Consider the following 21878-nt stretch of genomic DNA (forward strand, 5'->3'; position numbering starts at 1 on the left):
GGTGGTATAATTCGTCCTCATGGTGTGATCATTTTTTTAGATATGCTAAAAAACTTTCTTTAATTTATGGAAAACATTTAAGACCAAGCTATTTAGGCAAGGATAACTAAATCAAAGAACTGATAACTTGTTATATTGTTCCAATTTTTGTTAAAATGAAATTAATTAGGTGCCTTACTATAAATTTATTGGAGGAGTTACCATGCATCCCAAAATCGTTCCCCGTTAACCCCGAGGTCCTCCATTCATGTGTTTGTGTCAGCCCACCCCAAATTTAACCAAGGGAGATGTACCGAATGAACATGAATGGACCTGTAAAAATTTCTCGAAGTGAAAGATTTCAAAACTGTCAAGATATTGCTGAAAGATTGCACGAGGTATACAAAGAAAAAATCCTGGCCATGGGAGTCTATGGTTCTGTTTCCCGAGGCACAGACGGTCCTTTTTCTGACATTGAGATGTTTTGCGTGCTGGATGAATCTAGCGAGAAAATCGAATTTAGTCATGAGTGGTCAGTGGGACCTTGGAAAGCTGAAGTGAATGTATGTAGTGCGGACCTCCTTCTGAACACAGCCGCCACTGTTGAAGATGATTGGCCGCTGACGCATGGACCATTCTTTTCCCCGCTTAGTCTGTATGACCCTAAGGGATTTTTCCCCAGGCTAAAAAAAGCGGCAGAATCACCAGCAAACGAAGATTTCACGCAGGCAATCAACGGGATTCTTGTAGGTGAAATGTACGAATTTATTGGGAAGCTTAGAAACGTAAATCTGAACGGCCCTCAAACCTATTTGCCCTACTTGGCCATGCAGTTTGCCCAATACGGTGCCATGTTGATCGGGTTGCACAACCGTAAACTTTACTCGACCGGGGCCATGGTTCTGCCCGAATCTTTGGAACTGCCGAATCGTCCGGCAGGATTCGATAAAGTAGCCGGACTGGTGATGTCCGGAGATTTGATGGAACCGTCGAAAATAGTTTTCGCCTGCGAAGATTTCTGGAATGGTCTCGCAACCTGGGCAGCTGAACATGATTACGTGATTCATTCAGAAAGAATTCCTTTTTGATCAATGAAAACGAGCTCCCTTTCACGAGGGCTCTCAGATTTTCGAGAAAGCCTCGCTTCTCAGCGGGGCTTTCATTCTTAGTAGGTAACGCTGCTGCTTATTTTCAAGAAAAGCGTGTTCCTGAAGCAAAGCAACATGGCAGCGTGACTTGGTGACTGCCAGACTACATGAAAAGAGTTTAGTCCGTGATAGCCGGGATAATATAATCCATAATCAGTGACCATCGATCCCGAGGATTCATGATGAATTCTGATGTTATGGCTACGACCAAATCTTTTTCCGAAATGCAGCAAATGTCATTGCCACCATCGCCTACCGCCAGGTATGCAAAAATGCCGTCCTCTTCGCGTAACCACCATAGATAACCGTATTTATTGAGGTTCATCGCCGTTGATTCGTCAATCCATGTCCCCGAAATCATCTGTTGATTGTCCCAAATGCCATGGTTCAGAAGCGTGTAAAGGTGTGTACCATATTCAGAATGTCAACAACTACCACAGCCGTGGAAAAACTCCTATCAACCTTTTCTGAGAATAGGTACCAGAAAATGTGGCAGTCTTTATTAACTTGCTATGAGTATTTTGGAAAATATTCAACAGCTGTGTCAGAAAGTCTCGGATATAAGTATCCAGATTACGATGGAGCCATTACTAAGTATACGGATCATGTTTATACTTCATTAAAATGAACTATGTAAATGACCGCCTTTTTGTGGGCGGTTTTCTTTTGAAACAAAAATCAACAACAAGTTTTAACATAGCTCTTTGAATAAAGGCATCTACTTCTTCTCTGCTTTCAGCGCCAATGGAAATTATTACTTCTGCGCTATGGAAGCATCTGCGGTTTTCGAACCTCTGAATTTCTCAAGCGCCGCATCCGGGAACAGCAGAATGGCAAGTTTGGCTCTCTCGTTACCAACGCTCACCGCATGGAATCGAATCTCATTGAAAAAGGCAGTTGACCTCTCAACATCTTTGACCAGCAGGTTAATCCAAATCTCATGTGACATGGCTGTAGCCTCCTGGAATATATTTTCAACTATTCCTAGTATACTTTACTTCTGGCAGCAGAAGTGATTCTTATAAAAGAAACCGCAAGGTATGGCATTCCTGTCATACATCCTGCGGTTTCTTTAGTAAATTTACTTACTTACCTGCTCCAGGATCTTTCTGTCAAGGTATCGATCTGGCCAAGAATGGATTTCGCATCAAAGAAGAAGTTGCGTTTTATGTTTTAGAGCAGAATTGAGGAAATCCAGAGGATTAACGAGACACGATAGAGCAATAAAAACAGCAGCAGCCGAGGACTTTAATTCCAGGGCTGCTGCTGTTGCTGCGTCTTCGTCAACATGATTGTTTTGTGTCAAGAACATGGAACCGATGTTTGAACTCTTGCATCATTATTACGCAAGCAGACAGCCCAATTGACTGAGAATCTTCCTCCTTTGCCACTGAAAATCCACTCGAAATATTCCCGACATTTGATTTCGATTAAAACAAACAGACTACACGGTATGTTTTAAAGGGATGTGAATATAGCTCTTGACAAGGTTATATTATAACTAGTAATATTATGACTATGAAAAAGATAATAAAAACACAACGTTCCCCACTAGCCATGGCCATTCTCGCACTTCTTGCAGAAGAACCCATGCACCCGTACCGAATGCAGCAGCTCATCAAAGAAAGAGGAAAGGATCAAATAATTAACGTACGCCAGCGTGCGAGTATTTACCAAACTATTGAGCGTCTACTGCGGGACGGACAGATTTCTGTTAAAGAAACGTTGCGAGAAACCGGAAAACCTGATCGAACTGTCTATGAAGCAACTAAGGAAGGAAGAGAAATATTAATAGAATGGCTTCGTGAGGTGCTATCTACACCAATACAGGAGTTTCCTAATTTCCCGGTTGCAATATCGTATATCAGTATATTGTCACCGCAAGATGCCCTAGAAAAACTCGAACAAAGGTTAGATGTACTAGAAAAAACAGTACATCAGATCGATAATAATCTCCAAACCTACAAGAGTATCATTCCAAGACTGTTTATGCTGGAATCTGAATATCAAAAGGCGATATTAGCAGCAGAATTGGAATGGGTTCGTTCTGCCAGCGAGGATATCAGGAATGGCTCTCTCTCCTGGAACGATGAGTGGCTCCGTGATATTGCGGAGCGACTGACCAGCAAAGAGGAGTAATTTTCAAAAAATGAAGGGAATTATTAAGGAGGAGTTTCGCATGACAAACAAAGATGTAACAGCAAAAGGAATGGATTTAACCAAAAGCGACTTGAAAAATTCTGATCTTCAATCATCGGACCTAAAATATGGAAAGTTTGACTGTAGTAATCTGAAAGCAACTGATTTTAGTCAATCTGATTTAACAGGATGTTCCTTTAAATCCAGTAACTTGGAGGACGCTGTATTTGATGGTGCCAATTTGAATGAGGCTATATTCGTTAAATCCAACTTGAGGGGAGCAAGCTTTAAAGAATGCACGTTAGACAACGCTAAGATATGGATGTGCAATGTATCCGGCATAAGTTTTGATAACTTGACGTTGAAAGGTACTAAATTTGATTATTCCGACTTAAAAGATGCATCTTTCCAAAATGCCTTTTTAATCAATGTATCATTCAAATCGGAACTGAAGAAAGTGATTTTTGATGGTGCAACGATGGATAAAGTGACGTATGCGATACTAAAAGGAAATAAAGCAAACCTTGATCATGTAAAGGTCATATAACAACCCTACTTTGGAGGAGCACTATCTTGAAACGAAAAAAGAGTAACTTAGGCATCGTCATTGCAGGACTTTTACTTGGTATTTTAATGGGGTCAATGGATAACACTATAGTCTCAACTGCTATGGGCACTATCGTCGGTGAGCTTGGAGGGTTAGACAAATTTGTTTGGGTTACATCGGCCTATATGGTTGCGGAATTGGCCGGCATACCGATATTCGGCAAGCTGTCAGATATGTATGGTCGCAAAAGATTTTTCGTTTTTGGTCTTTTAGTATTTATGATAGGTTCGGTTTTGTGCGGGACAGCGGGTTCCATGACGGAACTGGCGCTTTACCGCGCTATTCAAGGTATCGGCGCAGGAGCCATCATTCCAATCGCTTTTATAATCATGCTTGACGTTGTTCCGTTTGAATCGCGCGGCAAATTTGGTGGCATCTTTGGTTCCATTTTCGGTTTATCGAGCATATTTGGACCGCTGCTCGGCGCGTACATTACAGACCATATCAAATGGCAATGGATATTTTACATTAACCTGCCTGTAGGCGTACTGGCGGTTTTAATGATTGTGCTTTTTTACAAAGAATCGCACGAGCATTCGAAGCAACCAATCGATTGGGTTGGTGCGTTTACACTTATTGGTGCAGTCGTCTGCCTGATATTCACGCTGGAGCTTGGGGGCAAACAGTATGCATGGGACTCCGCTGCTATTTTGGGACTATTCGCCGGGTTTATCCTGTTAACGATTGCGTTTCTTATTACCGAGGCAAAGGCAAAGGAACCAATAATTTCGTACAGCTTGTTCAAGAACGGTTTGTATACAACAAGCATCCTAATTTCCTTATTTAGCAGTGCGGCGTTCATCGTCGCTTCAGTATACATGCCGATTTTTATTCAAGGTGTTTTTGGGGGGAAAGCAACGGATTCCGGACTTGTGCTGCTCCCTATGATGCTTGCCTCTGTCGTGACTGCAATGATTGGCGGTTTTGTGATAACCAAAGTACCTTATAGAAATGTTATGATTTCAACTTTGCTTGTATTAGTCGCCGGTGTTGTGCTTGCATCGACCCTTAAGAGTAATTCGACACGATGGTTAATTACATTAAGCATGATTTTAATTGGATCAGGTATCGGATCGTCGTTTTCTGTGCTTGGCAATGCTGTCATTCACGGGGTAGTGGCGAGACAACGGGGAACTGCGAACTCCACACTTACATTCATTCGTTCGCTTGGCATGACTATCGGAATAACAACGTTCGGCATCATTCAAAGCCAGCTGTTTTCGAATAAATTAGCGAATTATCTTCAATCCATGGGTGATAAAGATGCACCTTTGCCAAAAGGTCTTGACATGAAAGACGCGCATATACTGCTTTCACCGGAAGCGCGTGAACACATTCCGCACGAAATTTTGGACCAAATTAAGAGTATGCTTTCCGACTCGATTACGCATACGTTCGCATGGGCGATTATTCCCGCTGCTCTTGCATTTTTCATCTCCTTTTATATGGGACGATCGAAGCTTGATGCGTCTGCAAATGCGGATGAAGAATATGTTGCAGGACATTAAGGAGTTTTGCAACATGAACTGCATACCCGCTGCAGTCAAAATTAAATATTGTCTAAAATGATTCAAATAGGAGGTCGTAAAGCAATGGCAAAATTTTTAATCAGTACGATGCCTGCTACTGGACATGTAAATCCAATCTTGACAACTGCAACGAAAATGGTTGAAGAAGGGCATCAAGTAGTATGGCATTCAGGACCGGCAATGGAAGAGAAAATAAAAGCCACCGGAGCAAGTTTTGTTCCATTCAAGCATACGCCTGATATTATTGAAAGTGCGATAGATAAACAGGAAAATGGCCTTGCTGCAGCAAATGCTGCTGTGACAAGCTTATTCGTCGACCCCATGCTTGGCCAGATGAAAGATTATCAGGAGATTATAAAAGACTTCCCTGCAGATGTATTAATTGTTGACATGTGTAGTCTGGGAGCTTACCTTTTTCATGAAAAAGGAGGTCCGGTTTGGGCAAGCATAGGAATGATTCCTTTGAGAACCGAAGAAAGCGCCTTGCATGGATCTGGAAAACCTCCCGCTAAAAGTGCTCTTGGAAGGCTTAACAATCGTATGATAAATTGGATCGGGACTCACGTTATGTTAAAAGATGTTACTAAAAAAATGAATAACGATCTTAGAAGTATAAAAGGGCCTGAGCTCCCAAAAGGTAAAGCCGCTTTTGATTGTCTTATGTCTCCATTCTTGCATCTACATGGCACAACAGCAGCATTTGAATATCCATATAAGGAAATCCCATCTCAACTTCACTATGTTGGACCTATGCTACCTCCAATGCCCACAGACTTCATACCTCCCAAATGGTGGTCAGAGCTTAGCTCAGGCAAGCCTGTCGTTCATGTAACTCAAGGGACGGTTGCTACGGATGTTGAGGAACTGACACTGCCGACAATTAGGGCAATGGCGGATGAGAATGTACTTGTTGTCGTTACTACGCCAAATCCAGAAAAACTGGGGGACATACCGCGCAATGTACGTGTAGAGCGCATGATCCCACATTCTCTCCTGCTTCCGTATGTTGATGTCATGGTTACTAATGGTGGATTTAATGGTGTCAAGGTCGCACTATCCCATGGCGTTCCTCTTGTGGCGGCAGGGATTCTATCCGATCAACCCGAAGTGTGTGGTCGTATTGAATACTTCGGTGCAGGGGTTAATCTTAAAACCAGTACCCCAAGCAGTTCTCAATTAAAGGAAGCTATATTAAAGGTACTAAAAGAGCCAGCTTATCGTAGCAAAGCAAAAGTCATTCAGTCAGACTTTGCTTCCCATGATAGTGCAACGGAAGTGGTACGATTGCTTGAACGTCTAGCGAAAACAAAAAAGGCTGTTCTTCGGGAAGCTTAATAATATTGTTTAGTTAATAATAGCCTCTACAGAAAAAATAAATCAGGTGGTATTAAATGGAGATTCGCCAACACGATAGACTGCGCCCACACAGACCCCGTACTGCAGCATGTCGCCAGACCATGAGAAGTACTGGCTGAAATCCACCGGGTGCTTCGCCCTGGGGGGAGAATTGTCCTCGCTGAGCCGGATTGGGATACGCTAATTATTGACTATCCCGACCTCTTGGTAGCGCGAGCCGATACTCGTTTTGTAACAGACATCGTCGTTCAGAATGCTTGCATCGGGCGTCAACTTGCCGAGATGGCGAAGCGTTCTGGCTTCGATGTTGCGAAGGTGATACCCGTCACGACCGTATTCGAGGACGTCTCTGAGGCGGATAAAATTTTTGGTATCTACCGTGTGACGGTGCTGTTGCTGCAGGGTACATGGAAGGAGATGTGGCCCGAATGTGGATTGATTACTTGGCTACTTCTCCATTCTTCGCATCCGTCACCTTGTTTATTCCTATCGGCTCCAGGGAGGAAAAAACGGTTTTTGATTAAAAAATTTGAATATAATAGATAATTGGTAAAAAAGAGGGGTGTGATCCATATGTTACCTATTCACCAGCAATTCATTAATCAAGCTATGGAAAGAATCCGTCAGGATAGTCGCCTCACGGGGCTACTTATCGGTGGTTCCGTCAATCGCGGGACAGTGGATGTATACAGCGATCTAGATTTGATCGTTGTATATGATATTGCATTCAAGGAAGAGATAATGGAGCAACGCATTCGAATCGCCAATTCGTTTGGCAGCCTGCTTTCGGCCTTCACCGGCGAGCACGTCGGTGAACCTCGGTTGGTGATCTGTCTGTATGGACCTCAACCGCTCCATGTCGATTTGAAGTTCATCTCCTCATCGGAGCTGGCAGTACGAGTCGAGAATCCGCTCGTGCTTTGGGATCGCGACAATTCGCTACGTTCAATCATCAACGAGACATCACCTTCGTACCCTACTCCTACTCCTCAATGGATGGAGGATCGATTCTGGGTATGGGTGCATTATGGAGCAACGAAGTTAGGCAGAGGCGAATTATTCGAGTTCATTGATTTGCTCTCTTATATACGAAGTGTCGTGCTTGGGCCCCTAATTCTTATGAATAACGGGCATATTCCGTCTGGAGTACGTAGGCTGGAGCAATATGCCGCTCACGAAATGGAAGAGCTTAAAGAGACGCTTCCGCTCCATAACGCCCCAAGTTGTTACCATGCGCTGAAGGCCTCTATAGAGATCTATAGAAGATTGCGTCAAGATACCGAAGGACTGATACGCAAGGAAGAAGCTGAGCAAGCTGCGATAGTATATCTCGATTCGGTATACGATAGCGTGCGCAAATGATATCTGGTTGCTAAGACCTATTGGAATGCTTCCTGACGGACCAAATCAAGATAGAGTTTTATTTTTAAAACATTTGAAGGAATAGTTTCTTTTTTATCTATCAGGTGCTAGAGGTCACGAATGTATAATCATTACACACAAATAACTGAAATTGCCGAAGGCGGAGTGTATGCTTCGTTTGAGGACTAGGAAGGTAATATCGTCAATATTGTTGGAGACAGGTAGTGACTGTATGAAATGTGAGGAGTATTTCTATGCGATCGATCGAGCACGAATACTAAGTTGGAGAAAAAGGATTGACCAGGAAAGATTTTCTCGGTGAGGCTGGGGTCTATCGAATGAAGTTTTAGTTTGTTGGTCGCTAAGCTAACGGGAAACGATAGCTTAATAAATAACTAAAACGCGGCTGCTGGCATGAATCGGCAGCCGCGTTGCGCTAACGGGCAGTTTAGCTAATGTTAAGAAGTTGCAAAAATACTTAAACGTCCTTTTAAGTTTATATGGGGGCCTTAGAATAATCCTTCAGTATTGTGTTTTGATTTTCTCGGTCAAAGTATTGATAATTCTAATAAGTTCCGGATCCTGAAGAATTAACTTCATTATTATTATCATGTGCATGAATTATTGTAGTATGATCACGTCCTCCAAATACTTCCCCAATTTTCGGTAATGAGGAATCTGTGAGTTCTCTGGAGAGGTACATTGCAACCTGTCTCGGTATGGCCACTGCTTTTGTTCGCTTGCGCTCCTTCAATACTTCAGGTCGCAACCCATAATATTCTGCTACATATTGCTGGATCTTAGGAATTGTCACAACTTGTGGGGGACAGGAGAGAATAATATCTTTTAAAGCATCTACTGCTAATTCAACGCTAATTTCCTGGCTAACTAGAGTAGAAAATGCAACAACACGAATGAGAGCACCTTCTAACTTACGAATATTTGAGTTGATATTGCTTGCAATGTATACCATTGCTTCATAGGGAATATGAATATTCTCTGTCTGAGCTTTTTTTTAACAAAATTGCAATTCTCGTTTCAATGTCTGGAGGCTGAATATCTGTTAATAGACCCCATTCGAAGCGTGATCGTAATCTTTCTTCTAATGTTTGGATTTCTTTAGGCTTCCTATCACTTGAGATAATAATAGCTTTGCCTTCCTCTAAAAGAGAATTAAATGTGTGGAAGAACTCTTCTTGCGTTTGTTCTTTACCAGCAATGAATTGAATGTCATCAACCAATAGAACATCAATATTTCGATACTTACTTCGAAAAGCTTCACCGCGGTTATTCATAATCGCATTGATAAATTCATTAGTCGCTCATCATCAAGGACGATCCGTATGAGAAGCGCAACGTAGCGGAAAGCGGAAATGCGTTTCTGTGATGTTGAAGTCGTTCCCCATTTATAACTCGATTTGCATGCCGCCGGCTGACAAACAAATCCGTTGTGTTGACACGTCACTATAAAGTCACCTTAAAATGTGTTACCGTACAGTACCGGTGTCAAGCGGCTCAAATCATTTTTGTTAGATCACCCGAGAAGACGGTGTGACGTTCGGCCGACCCAGGCAAGGAATTGATAAAAAGTTTATGCGAGCTTATCAGGAAGGGAGGCCGAATAACGGCAACGGGGGCCATGCAGCATAGTGGCATGACAAAACCGACTTTTTACCGGCGCAATATAATTTTCAAAAATCCCAATGTTCCATTTACAAAAATATATTCGGAACTTTGTCATTTGAGAGAATGGAGGGTTTATCGGTCTAATGTCGAATAATTCCATATTGAGGGCGGATTAACATAACGGGTAGTTTACTTCAATCCGCAAGTTTTATTTAGAACAATTTGATAAATGATCGGAAGTGACTAATGAACATTCGTCTGTTGAATGACTCTGATGCCCAAGTGTATAGAGAAGTAAGGTTGCGTGCATTGAAAAATGACCCCGATGCATTTGGATCAACGTATGAGCAAGAAGAAACTAAACCACTGGGGCACATTATAGAAAGGATACACCATACAAAAGATCAATTTACATTGGGATGTTTTGACGACAGTAACAAATTAGTTGGCATTGTCAATTTTTCACGTGAAAACAGGCTTAAGACGGCACATAAAGGAAACATTTACGGTATGTACGTAGAGCCTCAATTTCGAGGACGGGGGTTAGGTAAAGCCCTTCTATTAGCCTTGATTGAAAGAGCAACAAAAGAATGTGAAGGGTTGGAACAGATTCATTTGACGGTTGTGTCTAATAACAAATCAGCAAAACGCTTATATATCTCGCTTGGGTTTGAAGTTTACGGTATAGAACCACATGCATTAAAGTTTGATGAACAGTATTTCGATGAAGACTTAATGATTTTAAGATTGCGACTTATAAACTAAAGGGGACAATAGTTTAACGAACTGACTGCAATTGATAAATCTATCACTCATAAAAAGAACTCTCCAGAAGCGGAGGGTTCTTACATTTCTATCCATGTGTTTGCGGGTGGTGTCAGCTACGCTGGTACTACCCCAAGCTGGTATGGCCTGGGGTGTGCCCCGGCGTATGGATCACGATAATGCCCCCGCCAAAAGGCAGCACCTCTCCGTCGTGCAAAATGCGGTTCACTGGTGCTGTTGGAGGGTTCTTCAGCGTGTGCTTAAATGCGTTCCTCCACTCTGGCGGCACGTTATCCGGTAACGAAGCCAGCGCTTGTGTAATGGCCTCGGGCGATAATTTGACAAGCCTTGTATCGACTTCGATTATAAGGCTTTTCTATTTCGCTGGCGGACACTTCAGGAGCGTGGTTACTGTGCTCGATCACGGCCGGCAAACTGCCGATATGATCCAAATCCCGGTGTGTTATAATAATTTGGCTTATGTCATGGGCGGAAATCCCGATGCCCGATAACTTTTGTTCCTGAATGAGCGGCATATGCCTTACTCACTCACGGCTAATTAGGAGGATTTGAATATGATTACATACAAACCGTTAAGCGAGCTTCCGATTCGGGAAGTATCGGAGCTCTGGAATCACTCATTTGAAGGGTACATGGTGAACGCCTCGATGCCGCTGGACCGCTTCATTGCCCGTATCGGAAATGATGGTCTGTGCATGGAGAGATCACTCGCTTGTTACATGGATGGCGTACCGGCCGGCATCGTCATGAACGGCTTTCGGGAGGAAGATGGTGTTAAGATTGCACGTAACGGCGGGACGGCGATAGCCCCCGATTTCCGGGGGAAAGGAATCGGAAAAATCATGATGGAGAAAAACGAAGAACTGTACGTAGAACAAGGCGTCCATCGTGCCTATTTAGAGGCGATCAGCACAAATGCGCCAGCGATTCGTCTCTACGAAAGCGTTGGATATCATATCATCGACCGGCTGCTCATCATGACGAATGAACAGCCTCCGGAGCAGCAAGGTGCGAAGAATACTCGTTCACCGTATACGCTGGTCAGAGGCCTAGCAGCGGAGGCTGCATCGGTAGCCTTCTATCGATCCGGTGAAGTCTGGCAGACAGACGCTTCCAGTATCAAGGATGGCGAATGCGTTATTGTGTATGAAGGAGAAGAACAGGTGGGCTTTGGTTTGTTTAAGCGGGTGTTTGATGCCACAGGTAGTTTGGCAGCAATTACGCTGTTTCGCTGTGAGGCCGCTCCAGGACATCCGGATGCAGAAGCCGTGATGAAGACCGCGGTACTGGAGATGATACAACACGGTTATGCCTGCAAGCGGTCCGCATTCAACATCCGGGCTTCGCATAAGGAACTGGTGAACGTGCTGAAGGAGCTTGGATTTACGAGCTCGATGGAGCAGGTGCTTATGGTTCATGAATACAGCGCTACATAGGTTGCATGAATACTTGTAAAATTCGAAAGGAATTGCGTGTATGAGAAAAACACGGATTTGAGCCTGTACCCGGCCCTCTCGAATGATATCCATTGGGGCGTATTGAGAGCCAGGTTTGCCTTTGGCGAAGGTCAGACAAGGTTTTAGAAAGTTCTTGGTTTGCACAGGACATGGCGGATCTTACTGGGAAGGAGCATTTATTAAGCATATCAATTACAAATACCCAGAGATTATCGTAATTTCCGCAAATCACAATAATCATCTTGCATGGGAAGAAGCAATCTAACGGGCAGGATAGCTCAATGATTTCGAGAAGGTTGAAAATATACACTGGTGACTGGTGTTTTCGTTCCGCAAAAGTGGAGGAGGTGGCAATGCGCCTAGACTATGATGATCATAATCTCAATTTCCCAAGAACGGAACGTATTGATAGATTTCTCTTTGAAATGATGAGAGATATTAGTGGAGCGGTGAATGATTCGTTTCAATATCGGTATGGGCTCCAAAGTTATAGCAAGTTTCTCGCAGCACCTTTGTTTAAGTACAAGCGTGGTAACACTCCACTTATCATTGATGAGTTGATACTAAATTCCTTAGACGTCAGTATTGATGTATCTTGCTTTGATTGGGTGGGAGAGCAAGCTGTTTCTTATGACATTTATGGACGTGAATGTGAGCGGTATCATGTCGAGGATTTTTATTTGTCAATCCCGTTCAAAGATTTGTTCTCCAAGAAAAGGATTCTTGAGCATGTTTACGATGAGTTATCGCCTGTTTTAGAATCTCGGGGGCATATGATGGATATAGACAATATTACGATCTCATTTCCCGGACTAACTCTTGACATTTCTGAGGTAAACAGAAACACCTTTGATAATTTTCAAAGAGATCATGGAAATTGGAATTTTAAAAGACATGCAAGCTACAGAAAAGATAAAGAGGTGCTTACAAGTCACAAACATCCTTCATATCGGGCAATGATGATTCAGAATCTCAAGGGGATTCAGTTAAATATGGCCAGTTTTTCAAAGACACCTTCCGCGGACAGCAAACGATCAGTCTGCGCATGGGGCTCGGCGCGCTCATCATCCAAGAGAGGATGCAGTTGACCGACAGAGAAATCTTGGAGTCGATTAGCGAAAATCCATACATGCAATACTTCATTGGTCTGTCCGGATTCGTCATGAAGCAACCGTTTCATCACTCCATGATGACGCATTTCCGGAAGCGCCTGACGGATGTGCTGGCGGAACTTAACGAGATCGTCGCCTCCGCAGGCGCGAAGGAAACGAAAGACGATGATGACAGCAACGACGCAAGCGGCGGTGGTAAAGGCAAAGTGAAGCGCTCGGAGAAGCGCGCCTCTGCTGCTGAAGCCGAGCAGCAGGCGATGTTCGTAGAAGCGCGAGTCGCATCGTCAGAAGCAACGTCTCCGGTGGAGTCGGTAGCTCCAGAGTCAGAGATTCTTGAAACGAATGAACCTGTTTCCGAAGTGCGTCCGGAATCAGCTGCAGAATCGGAAGCCCCTGCGCTGCCGAATCAAGGGACGGTGCTGGTGGACGCCACCTGTACGCCAGCGGATGTGGCGTATCCCACAGATTTGAATCTGCTGAATGAAGCGCGGGAGAAGCTCGAAGCGATTATCGATACGCTGCAAGAGCCGGTCATCGGACAAACGGCGAAACCGCGCACTTACCGGGAAAAAGCACGCAAGCAGTTTCTTGCGGTTTCCAAGCAATGCAGGCCGGGACCGAAAGTGATTCGCAAAGCGATTAGACGCCAGCTCAGTTACGTGGGACGAAATTTGGAAATCATCGCCGAACAAGCCAAGATGCAGCCGCTCACGCTGCTTAGCCGCAAAGCCTATCGCGACCTGTTGGTGATTCATGAACTGTATCGTCAGCAGCTTCAAATGTACAATGAGCGTTCTCACCAGATGGAAGATCGGATCGTCAGTATTCATCAGCCGCACGTCAGGCCGATCGTGCGCGGGAAAGCTAAGGCGCGCGTCGAGTTCGGAGCCAAGATCGCGGTAAGCATGACAAAGGGCTATGCGTTCCTTGATCGTCTGTCTTGGGACAACTTTAACGAAAGCACGACGCTTATTGATGTGATCGAGAAGTACTGCGAGCGAATGGGAGACTATCCGGCAGTTGTCCAAGCGGATCAAATCTACCGCACGCGCGAGAACCGGAACTTCTGCAAGCAGCACGGTATTCGGATCAGTGGACCAGCATTGGGACGCAAGCCTAAAAACGGTCCGACATTGTGAAGAGAAGCAAGTCGTCAAACAGGATACCGGTGAACGAAACGCGATAGAAGGCAAATTTGGTGAAGGTAAGCGCAAGTACGGGCTTGGCTGCATTCGAGCACGCCTTGCAAAGACAAACGAATCGGTTATTACGCTGCAACTTCTGGTGATGAACCTGGAGCGCAGGCTCCGCGTTCTTTTTTGCTTTATTTTCGCGATGCTGTCTCGCGGGCGCCTAGCTCTGAATTTTGGATAAAGAATCGTTCAGCAAGCCCTACATAAACCTGCGGACAGCAGGATCTGAAATTGAGGATGATCGAAATGAAAAATGAAAAAATTCTTTTGGTAGACGACGAGCAAGGGATTCTCGAAATTATCGAAATATTATTGCAAAAAGAGGGCTATCACCGGATAAAAAAAGCCATGACGGGTCAGGAAGCTTTACGCTCCGTTCAAACCGAGAGCCATGATCTCATCGTTCTGGACGTGATGCTTCCCGATATGGACGGATTTCAATTATGCGGGCAAATCCGCCAATATACGCAGGTCCCTATATTGTTTGTCACGGCCCGCTCAGGCGACCTCGATAAGCTGACGGGACTTGGAATAGGCGGGGATGATTATATTACGAAACCCTTTAACCCCCTCGAGGTCGTAGCACGAATTCAGGCTCAGTTGAGAAGGCAAAACATCTACAAGGAGCTTGTCTCTCCGGAGCCTTCCATATCGGATTACGGAACCATTCAAATTTATAAGGATGAAGGGCGGATTGTCGTCCGCGGCGAAGACATACATCCTACGGCCAAGGAATTTGAGCTGTTGGTATTTCTATGCAGCCGTCCTCATCGCATATTTACGGCCAGTCAGCTGTACGAGCATGTGTGGCAGACGGATTATCTCGGAGACGATAAGACCGTCGTCATGCATATCTCCAATCTGCGCAGAAAGATAGAAACAGATCCGAAACAACCCAAAATGATCGTGAATATCCGTGGAATCGGCTATAAATTCGTGCCACCTAACGGGGGTGAAAGCGAATGAACATTTATCTCCGGCTTGGGGTCCATATCGTCGGAAGCTTATTCGTTCGGATCTTGGTCATTTTGACGGTATCAGGGATCGCTTGTATCTTTACAGCAAAAAGTACGCCCATGTTTCCCGGCATAACTGTAGAGCAATGGAAAACGGTCGTTTTTCTCGTTTTTTTGTTTGGGAGTCTTCTTCTTTGTTTCTTGTATTGCATTTGGTATTTAGGCAAACCGCTCGTCTATCTGATGAAATGGATCACGCTTTTGGCGGGTGACAAGTATGAAGCACCTCCGTTAAAACGAAGTTTTTACAAGGGAAATGGAAAGCTGAAAAATCCCTATCATTTGTACGAAGGCCTCATCATGCACATGCGCAAACTGACGGCAAACCTGCAAAACAATGCCATGGAAAGGGATCGGATGGACGAATTGAAGCGGGAATGGGGAGCCGGCATATCGCATGATTTGAAAACGCCTCTAACGTATATCAAAAGCTATGCTTCCATGCTGCTATCCCCGCAATACGGCTGGAACGATTCGGAAAAAACGAAATTTTTGTGGGAGATCCAGCAAAAGACCGAACATTTGGAAGAGCTGATTCAGGATTTGAATCTTTCCTTCCAGATGGACCATCAGAACATTCCGCTGTCCGCGACGAGCGGCGACATCGTCGACTTTGTAAGGCGGATCGCGGCGGATGTGGGGAATGATCCCCGGGCTAGCAAGCATGAGCTGAATTGCGATGCGCTTGAAGAGCGGATCGATGCCTCTTACGATCCCAAGCTGTTTGAACGGGCCCTGTACAACCTTCTGATGAATGCCGTGCTTCACAACCCTCCGGGAACAACGATATCTATTTCTGTGTACCGCGACGAACGTATTCATATCGTGATTAAGGACGACGGAGTCGGGATGAGCGCAGAAACAATGCGGTATTTATTCCATCGGTATTATCGGGGGAGCACGACGAAGCAAAAGTCCGAGGGAACGGGACTGGGCATGGCCATTGCCAAACAATTGATTTTAGCGCATCAGGGCGACATTTCGGTCACAAGCAGGACCAATGAAGGGACTGCCGTTGAAATTTCGCTCCCCAGTTTATCGACTGGAAAATAAACACGAAAAGCCGACCTTCACTTTACAAGAAGGATTGGCTTTTTTCATGCGTATACGATTTTGCCATGACTTGGTTGGCCGTTTACTTGTTTTTTACTTTTGGCCTGTATAATACACATCGAGGTAAAGGATAATTCATGTTCTTAGGAGTGATTATGGTGGAACTATATTTGGATCACGTCGGCAAAAACTACGGTGGGCAAACTTGGGCCGTGCGGAACGTATGCCTACACTTAAAATCCGGCGTGCTTGGACTGCTTGGGCCTAATGGCGCCGGCAAGTCCTCCTTGATGCGGATGCTGGCCACGATCACCAAGCCGTCGGAAGGCAAAGTGTTGTGGAATGGTGTGAACATTACCAAAAAACCGGACAGGTTAAGGAAGGTGCTTGGATATTTGCCTCAGGATTTTGGCGTCTATCCGAATTTGAATGCGGTGGAATTTCTGCAATATTGTGCGTCTGTAAAAGGCTTGACGGGAAGATCGGCGCGCATGCGGATCGACGAATTGATTCAGCTGGTAAACTTGACGGAGGTGTGCAAACGTCCGCTAGGAGGATACTCCGGCGGGATGAAGCAGCGTGTCGGCATCGCGCAGGCACTGCTCAATGACCCTGAGCTGCTGATCGTTGACGAACCTACCGTCGGACTGGATCCCGAGGAGCGAGTCCGTTTCCGCAACCTTCTTTCCGATTTGGCGGGGGAACGCATCGTCATATTCTCCACGCACATCGTATCGGATATTGAATCTACCGCTACCGAAATTGCCGTCATGCAAAAAGGAGCGCTGCTTTCCTATTCCGATCCGGAACATTTGCTCAAAAACATGCAAGGGAAGGTATGGGAGACGATGGTTCCAAGCAGCCAACTGCAAGCGGTGAAAAATCAATGGCTCATCAGCGGCTTGGTCCGCCGTTCCGAAGGGTTTCAGGTCAGGGTGATCGCCGATCAAACCCCATTCGTCGGAGCGCAGCCGGTCGCGCCCACGCTGGAGGATGCCTACCTTTCTTTAACTTCATTCGGGGGAGAAAGAGCATGATCTCAGGCATTTATCAGATTGCCAGAGCGGACTTTCTGGAACGGATCCGGCGCCGGGGGTTTCTTGTCGTCATTTTCCTTACCGTCTTGTTCAGCTATATCTTCTCGCCACCGCGCAACGGAAAATATGTAACACTCGTTTTCGATCAATATGTCGGCCTCTATAATTCTGCTTGGATGGGAACAAGCGTCGCCATTTCTTTTTCGGTGTTCTTTTCCTTGATCGGGTTTTATTTCATTTCCAAGGCGGTGGACGTAGACCGGACGGCAAGGACAGGGCCGATCATTGCCGCTTCACCGGTAGGCAAAAGCAAATATGTTCTCGGAAAATACTTCAGCAATGTAAGCATTTTATGCATCATCGCCGCCATAACGATGTTATCGGCTTTGATCATGCAGTTGGTAAGGGGAGAAGACCGAACCATCGATCTGTGGGCACTGGCTTCGCCATTTTTGTTCATGTCCTTGCCCCTGATTGCATTAATTTCGGCCATCGCCATATGGTTTGAAATCATTCCGAAGCTGCAAGGAACGATAGGAAATACGATTTATTTCGTCATCTGGATCGTGACCGTTTTTGTGGGTGCGAAGCCCATTCCCATGGGAAGCTATTTTACGTTTACCGACCCGTTCGGACGGGCCATTCCTATGATCAGTATTGCCGCATCATTAAAGGAACAATTTCCCGACTATAACGGCCAATTTTCGCTAGGTTTGACGTTCCTCGATGAAGAGGCCCAGAGCTTTGTATGGCACGGTGTCAACTGGTCATGGCCGGTGATCTTCGGACGTTTCGCATGGATAGCGGCTTCGATCATATTTGCCTGGATCGCTTCGTTATTCTTCAATCGGTTTCGCGTGAAGGAATCCCGGCCCTCTGCTGGAGAACAAAATCAGGCAACGGTCGTGATGCCGGTTGAACCCATCGCCTTTGACGAAGATTTGACGTTTTCTTCATCCGCATTAACACCGGCAACAATCAAAGCGGGAAGACAGCCTTTTTTACCTCTTCTCCGGGGTGAATTTAAACTGATGATGTCAGGCTACCGCATATGGTTCCTGGCTGCGACTATGCTTACGGTTTTGGGCTTTATTTTGCCGCTCGGAGCGGTTGAACGGTTCATTTGGCCGCTATCATGGGTTTGGCCGCTGGCCATCTGGTCGGCGATGGGCACCAGGGAACGGCGTTTCAGGACGGAGGAACTACATTTCTCCTCGCCGGGCCCAATAAGCATGCAGCTTCATGCAACATGGGCCGCGGGTATCATCCTCGCCGTATTGATGAGTTCGGGACTTGCCGTACGACTGATTGCCGAGCAGGAGCTGACGATGCTGGCAGTGTGGATAAGCGGGGCGGTATTTGTGCCGACGCTGGCATTGGCTTGCGGGGTGTGGAGCCGTAGCGGAAAGGCGTTCGAAATCATCTATTTGTCCATCTGGTACATGGGGCCCTTGAACGGGCTTCCCGTTCTTAACTTCATGGATTTGTCGGAAGGAAGGAATGTCTATATTTATTCTGTGCTTTCCCTGATCTTCTACGTAGCCGCAATCCTCGGGAGAAGGCAAAGGTTGAACCAATAGAAACAAAGTGGATGAGACAGAATGGAGCGATATGCAATGAGAAAACAATTTGCCATAGGATTTGCGATCATTTTGGCTGCAGCGGGAGCTTTCATCTGGTATCAGTTTTTAAGCTATGAAAATGTAGATGTCAGAAAGGAGGTTTCCGGCGATAAAATTACGAACATCACGCTGGATCTTAGAGACGTGGATTTGATTCTGCAAAAAAGTTCCAACCAACAAATTACCGCCCGTCTTTCGGGAAAAAAGGCCAAAGCCGATCACTGGACTCTCGAAACCGATATGCAAGGTTCAACTTTGCGGATCGCATCGGGATTTGCGCAGCGGGCCTATCTTAATTATATAGATAAACCAAAAAGGGAACTCATTGTAAGTCTGCCGGAAAAAGTTTATAAGGATATTCTATTGAACCTGTCTTCCGATTGGAGAAATGTTTCCCTGACGGTCCAAGCGGCTGACGGGGCGCTTCAGGAAGTAAATGTAAAGAAACTGAAGGACCCCGGTCATGTGGAAACTCTGTTTGGGAATCTACGTATCCAGACACATCGCTAACAAAAATGGCCTCTCCAACTAACGGTATTCGCACTCTTCCCGGTCAAGCTGCAACATGATATCCACCACCCTAGCCACCACCAATCGAAATAAAAAAAACAACAAACCGTAGGTCCTTGGGGAACTTGGTTTACCAGTTACTAGCTTGGGCTTTTCTTGGCTCATTGGGGATTAGCGCTTGGCTCAGCTACGCTGTCCATTATTTGCGGAGGAGAGAGTGGTGAACATTTCAAGATCAATCGTTTCGAAGGATTGGACGTATTCCGAATATGCTCAAATACAGGATTCCGGCAACTAGTGATAAAACAAAAAGGAGGAGAAACAGGTTGCTGTAAATATGAGCGTTGGCTTGTTCAATAAAAGGAAGAATGGGTATCTCGAGCGCCCTTACGTTTAACAAGGAAGATACGGCGGCCGTTCCAACAGCGCCTGAAACACCAACGGCCAGCCCATAAAATCCCATTCCGGCTCCTATTTGTGAAGCGGGCAGCGTTCGGGTGACGGTCTCCGTAAGCGCAGTTTGCACAAACGACATCCCGATATAGATAAAAACCAACGAACCACTGATATACCAGAGCGATCTACCCGTCATACCGGCAAACAGCAGCAACGCCGCACCTATTAGTAGATATCCAATGTAAAAGACGAAACGATGACCTTTCTTTGCGGTCATTTGACCGGCGATAACGCCAAAGATTACCGAGAAAACGGCGCCTGGAAACACCACGATGCCGATTCGATCCGTCGGCAGTTGATGCAAACCGGCCAGCATAACCGGTACGATAAAAACGATGCCCATCATGATGCCGAACACAATAAAGCTAATACTGATACCGATCAGATAAGGAAGATTGCGGAATAATATCGGCTCCACAAATGGGTTCCGGGCGCGGATCACATGGATAATAAGTATGCCCAGGGTAAGCAAACAGGGCAGTAAGTAATACCACTGCGCTTCCGTGCAAGCAAGCATCAAACATGCAATGAAAATCGAAAGCAAGCTTGCCCCGAACAGGTCAACTTTAGCTTTATTCTTGATCTGACTCGTCCTGGGAAGTTTAAGAAACAAGGTGAGCGCAGGAAGCAGAAACAGCGGGATCAGAAACAAGAGAGACCAATGCAGAGTCGAGGTGATATATCCGCCAACGATCGGGCCCGCGGCTAAGGCCATGGCTTCGACCGAAATAAACAGACCGAAAAGCTTCGCCCTGCGTTCTGGACTGAAATACCGGGCCACAGCCACTAGAGTGAGTGCTTTCAGAGAGGAAGCTCCGAATCCTTGAATGGCTCGGACTATGAGAACCCAGGAATACCACTTCTGCAGGATAACTCCACATATACCGGAGATTACGTAAATAAGAATGCCAATGACCAATAAGGGACCGATTTCGAAGCGGTCGGACAATTTGGCAAAAACCGTTTGCCCGATACCAAAAGTAATGATAAATGTCGTGACAATCCAGCTCCCTTGAGAAGGGAGCATTTGAAATTGTTCCGCCAACCGAGGGATGGATACATTAAACACGGATTCGTTCAAAACGGCAAAGAAGAGCACATAGACGATACATGCGGAGAAAATACCCGATCGGGACAGCATTTGCTCAGCGGGGGACCCGACAGAAGGTGACTTCATGGTTTTCCTTGCACCTCCTGAACCTGTGTAAATCCTTTGGCAATCCATTCGGACAGCAGTGCCATGGCTTGGTCGAATATTTGCGGTTTAAATTTGGACCGATGCTCGTTCATGGTAAAGTACAATTGAACAATGGCTGTTAAGACTTCAGGATCTTCCGGAATCACTTTGCCGTTTGCTTGCAGTTGTTCAAACACCGGGCTGAACTGCATATAGTCTCGGAAGACATGTGCCGCAATCTCATCCTTGGAAACCGATCGCATGACGAAATTGAGATCATCTTCGGAGTGCTCCAGAAATGGATCTTCCTGGATCTGCTCCATCCCTTTCGTTAACATTTGACGGATAGCGGTGCTGGGAGAGCCTTCATTCTGTTTCGTGACTTCCTCGATAAGCAAGGCCTGATTGTGATAGGCTTTATCTTCGAATATTTTGAAATAAAGCTCTTCCTTGGAAGCATAAAACTTGTAAAATGCCGCAGGTGAGATGCCAGCAGCTTTTGTCAGTTGCTCGATGCTTGTTTTCTTAAGACCAAATCTGCCGAACAATCGGCTTCCTTCCTGAAGAAGCTTCCCCCGAATCATTTCCAGTTCTTGTTCAGTAAATTTACGCGCCAATTCAATCACCTCTCTTGTTCATTATATAAACCCTACGGTAAATGTAAATATATAAATGAAATATTTATTTATTTTTACAAAGAACGTATAATACCT

At 45.4% G+C, this 21878-nt stretch carries 17 protein-coding genes and 4 pseudogenes; 15 read left to right on the forward strand and 6 right to left on the reverse strand.

Annotated elements, in window-relative coordinates; translation table 11 throughout:
- The first annotated feature begins 296 nt into the window (after window positions 1-296).
- Complete coding sequence (locus AB4124_RS18560; RefSeq protein ID WP_441973796.1) at window positions 297-1067, forward strand: ANT(4')-I family aminoglycoside nucleotidyltransferase; 771 nt, start codon at window positions 297-299, stop codon at window positions 1065-1067.
- 178 nt (window positions 1068-1245) lie between these two features.
- Here the strand turns inward: AB4124_RS18560 and AB4124_RS18565 are convergent.
- Window positions 1246-1518: pseudogene (locus AB4124_RS18565) on the reverse strand (serine hydrolase domain-containing protein); the annotation flags it as partial.
- Between the two features lie 54 nt (window positions 1519-1572).
- On the opposite strand from AB4124_RS18565, the pseudogene AB4124_RS18570 reads away from it, so the two are divergent.
- A pseudogene (locus AB4124_RS18570) lies at window positions 1573-1755 on the forward strand (aminoglycoside 6-adenylyltransferase); the annotation flags it as partial.
- A 126-nt stretch (window positions 1756-1881) separates the two neighbouring features.
- Here AB4124_RS18570 and AB4124_RS18575 read toward each other — a convergent pair.
- The gene (locus AB4124_RS18575; protein ID WP_441973797.1) at window positions 1882-2076 is read right to left on the reverse strand and encodes a hypothetical protein; all 195 of its coding nucleotides are present in this window, start codon (window positions 2074-2076) and stop codon (window positions 1882-1884) included.
- Between the two features lie 569 nt (window positions 2077-2645).
- Here AB4124_RS18575 and AB4124_RS18580 point away from each other — a divergent pair.
- The 5 genes from AB4124_RS18580 (at window position 2646) to AB4124_RS18600 (ending at window position 8120) form a co-directional block, all read left to right on the forward strand.
- Entirely contained in the window at window positions 2646-3266 is a 621-nt protein-coding gene (locus AB4124_RS18580) for a PadR family transcriptional regulator (RefSeq protein WP_441973798.1), read from the forward strand.
- Window positions 3267-3306: 40 nt separating this feature from the next.
- Entirely contained in the window at window positions 3307-3813 is a 507-nt protein-coding gene (locus AB4124_RS18585) for a pentapeptide repeat-containing protein (protein WP_441973799.1), read from the forward strand.
- Between the two features lie 26 nt (window positions 3814-3839).
- Window positions 3840-5381 (forward strand): MDR family MFS transporter, encoded by a 1542-nt coding sequence (locus AB4124_RS18590; RefSeq protein WP_441973800.1) that lies wholly within the window; start codon window positions 3840-3842, stop codon window positions 5379-5381.
- Window positions 5382-5465: 84 nt separating this feature from the next.
- A complete protein-coding gene (locus AB4124_RS18595) occupies window positions 5466-6737 on the forward strand; it encodes a glycosyltransferase (RefSeq protein ID WP_441973801.1) in 1272 nt (423 codons plus the stop codon).
- Between the two features lie 594 nt (window positions 6738-7331).
- Window positions 7332-8120 (forward strand): nucleotidyltransferase domain-containing protein, encoded by a 789-nt coding sequence (locus AB4124_RS18600; RefSeq protein WP_441973802.1) that lies wholly within the window; start codon window positions 7332-7334, stop codon window positions 8118-8120.
- Between the two features lie 522 nt (window positions 8121-8642).
- On the opposite strand, the pseudogene dnaA reads toward AB4124_RS18600, so the two are convergent.
- Window positions 8643-9439, reverse strand: a pseudogene (gene dnaA / locus AB4124_RS18605) (chromosomal replication initiator protein DnaA); the annotation flags it as partial.
- A gap of 553 nt (window positions 9440-9992) precedes the next feature.
- Between dnaA and AB4124_RS18610 the strand changes: the two are divergent.
- Complete coding sequence (locus tag AB4124_RS18610) at window positions 9993-10511, forward strand: GNAT family N-acetyltransferase (RefSeq protein ID WP_430187422.1); 519 nt, start codon at window positions 9993-9995, stop codon at window positions 10509-10511.
- Window positions 10512-10801: 290 nt separating this feature from the next.
- Here AB4124_RS18610 and AB4124_RS18615 read toward each other — a convergent pair whose 3' ends face one another.
- The gene (locus AB4124_RS18615) at window positions 10802-11047 is read right to left on the reverse strand and encodes an MBL fold metallo-hydrolase (RefSeq protein WP_430187419.1); all 246 of its coding nucleotides are present in this window, start codon (window positions 11045-11047) and stop codon (window positions 10802-10804) included.
- 39 nt (window positions 11048-11086) lie between these two features.
- On the opposite strand from AB4124_RS18615, the gene AB4124_RS18620 reads away from it, so the two are divergent.
- The 7 genes and pseudogenes from AB4124_RS18620 to AB4124_RS18650 all read left to right on the forward strand — a co-directional run bounded on the left by AB4124_RS18620 (window position 11087) and on the right by AB4124_RS18650 (window position 19532).
- The gene (locus AB4124_RS18620) at window positions 11087-11968 is read left to right on the forward strand and encodes a GNAT family N-acetyltransferase (RefSeq protein ID WP_441973803.1); all 882 of its coding nucleotides are present in this window, start codon (window positions 11087-11089) and stop codon (window positions 11966-11968) included.
- Between the two features lie 967 nt (window positions 11969-12935).
- A pseudogene (locus tag AB4124_RS18625) lies at window positions 12936-14475 on the forward strand (IS5 family transposase).
- A gap of 65 nt (window positions 14476-14540) precedes the next feature.
- Window positions 14541-15260, forward strand: coding sequence for a response regulator transcription factor (locus AB4124_RS18630; RefSeq protein ID WP_441973804.1), 720 nt, complete (start codon window positions 14541-14543; stop codon window positions 15258-15260).
- Window positions 15257-16363 carry a sensor histidine kinase gene (locus AB4124_RS18635; RefSeq protein WP_441973805.1) on the forward strand — a complete coding sequence of 369 codons (1107 nt, stop codon included), beginning with the start codon at window positions 15257-15259 and terminating at the stop codon, window positions 16361-16363. The genes AB4124_RS18630 and AB4124_RS18635 overlap by 4 nt, the downstream gene beginning before the upstream one ends.
- Window positions 16364-16521: 158 nt before the next feature.
- Complete coding sequence (locus AB4124_RS18640; protein WP_194232881.1) at window positions 16522-17400, forward strand: ABC transporter ATP-binding protein; 879 nt, start codon at window positions 16522-16524, stop codon at window positions 17398-17400.
- Window positions 17397-18980, forward strand: a complete 1584-nt coding sequence (locus tag AB4124_RS18645) for an ABC transporter permease (protein ID WP_430187410.1) — start codon at window positions 17397-17399, stop codon at window positions 18978-18980. The genes AB4124_RS18640 and AB4124_RS18645 overlap by 4 nt, the downstream gene beginning before the upstream one ends.
- Window positions 18981-19016: 36 nt before the next feature.
- A complete protein-coding gene (locus tag AB4124_RS18650) occupies window positions 19017-19532 on the forward strand; it encodes a DUF4097 family beta strand repeat-containing protein (RefSeq protein WP_441973806.1) in 516 nt (171 codons plus the stop codon).
- Window positions 19533-19767: 235 nt separating this feature from the next.
- Here the strand turns inward: AB4124_RS18650 and AB4124_RS18655 are convergent, their stop codons facing one another.
- A complete protein-coding gene (locus AB4124_RS18655) occupies window positions 19768-21165 on the reverse strand; it encodes an MFS transporter (protein WP_441973807.1) in 1398 nt (465 codons plus the stop codon).
- Window positions 21162-21782 (reverse strand): TetR/AcrR family transcriptional regulator, encoded by a 621-nt coding sequence (locus AB4124_RS18660; RefSeq protein ID WP_430187402.1) that lies wholly within the window; start codon window positions 21780-21782, stop codon window positions 21162-21164. The genes AB4124_RS18655 and AB4124_RS18660 overlap by 4 nt, the downstream gene beginning before the upstream one ends.
- Between the last annotated feature and the right edge of the window lie 96 nt (window positions 21783-21878).

The organism is Paenibacillus sp. 2KB_20 (assembly GCF_052115765.1).
In the GTDB taxonomy this organism is placed as follows: Bacteria; Bacillota; Bacilli; order Paenibacillales; family Paenibacillaceae; genus Paenibacillus_AQ.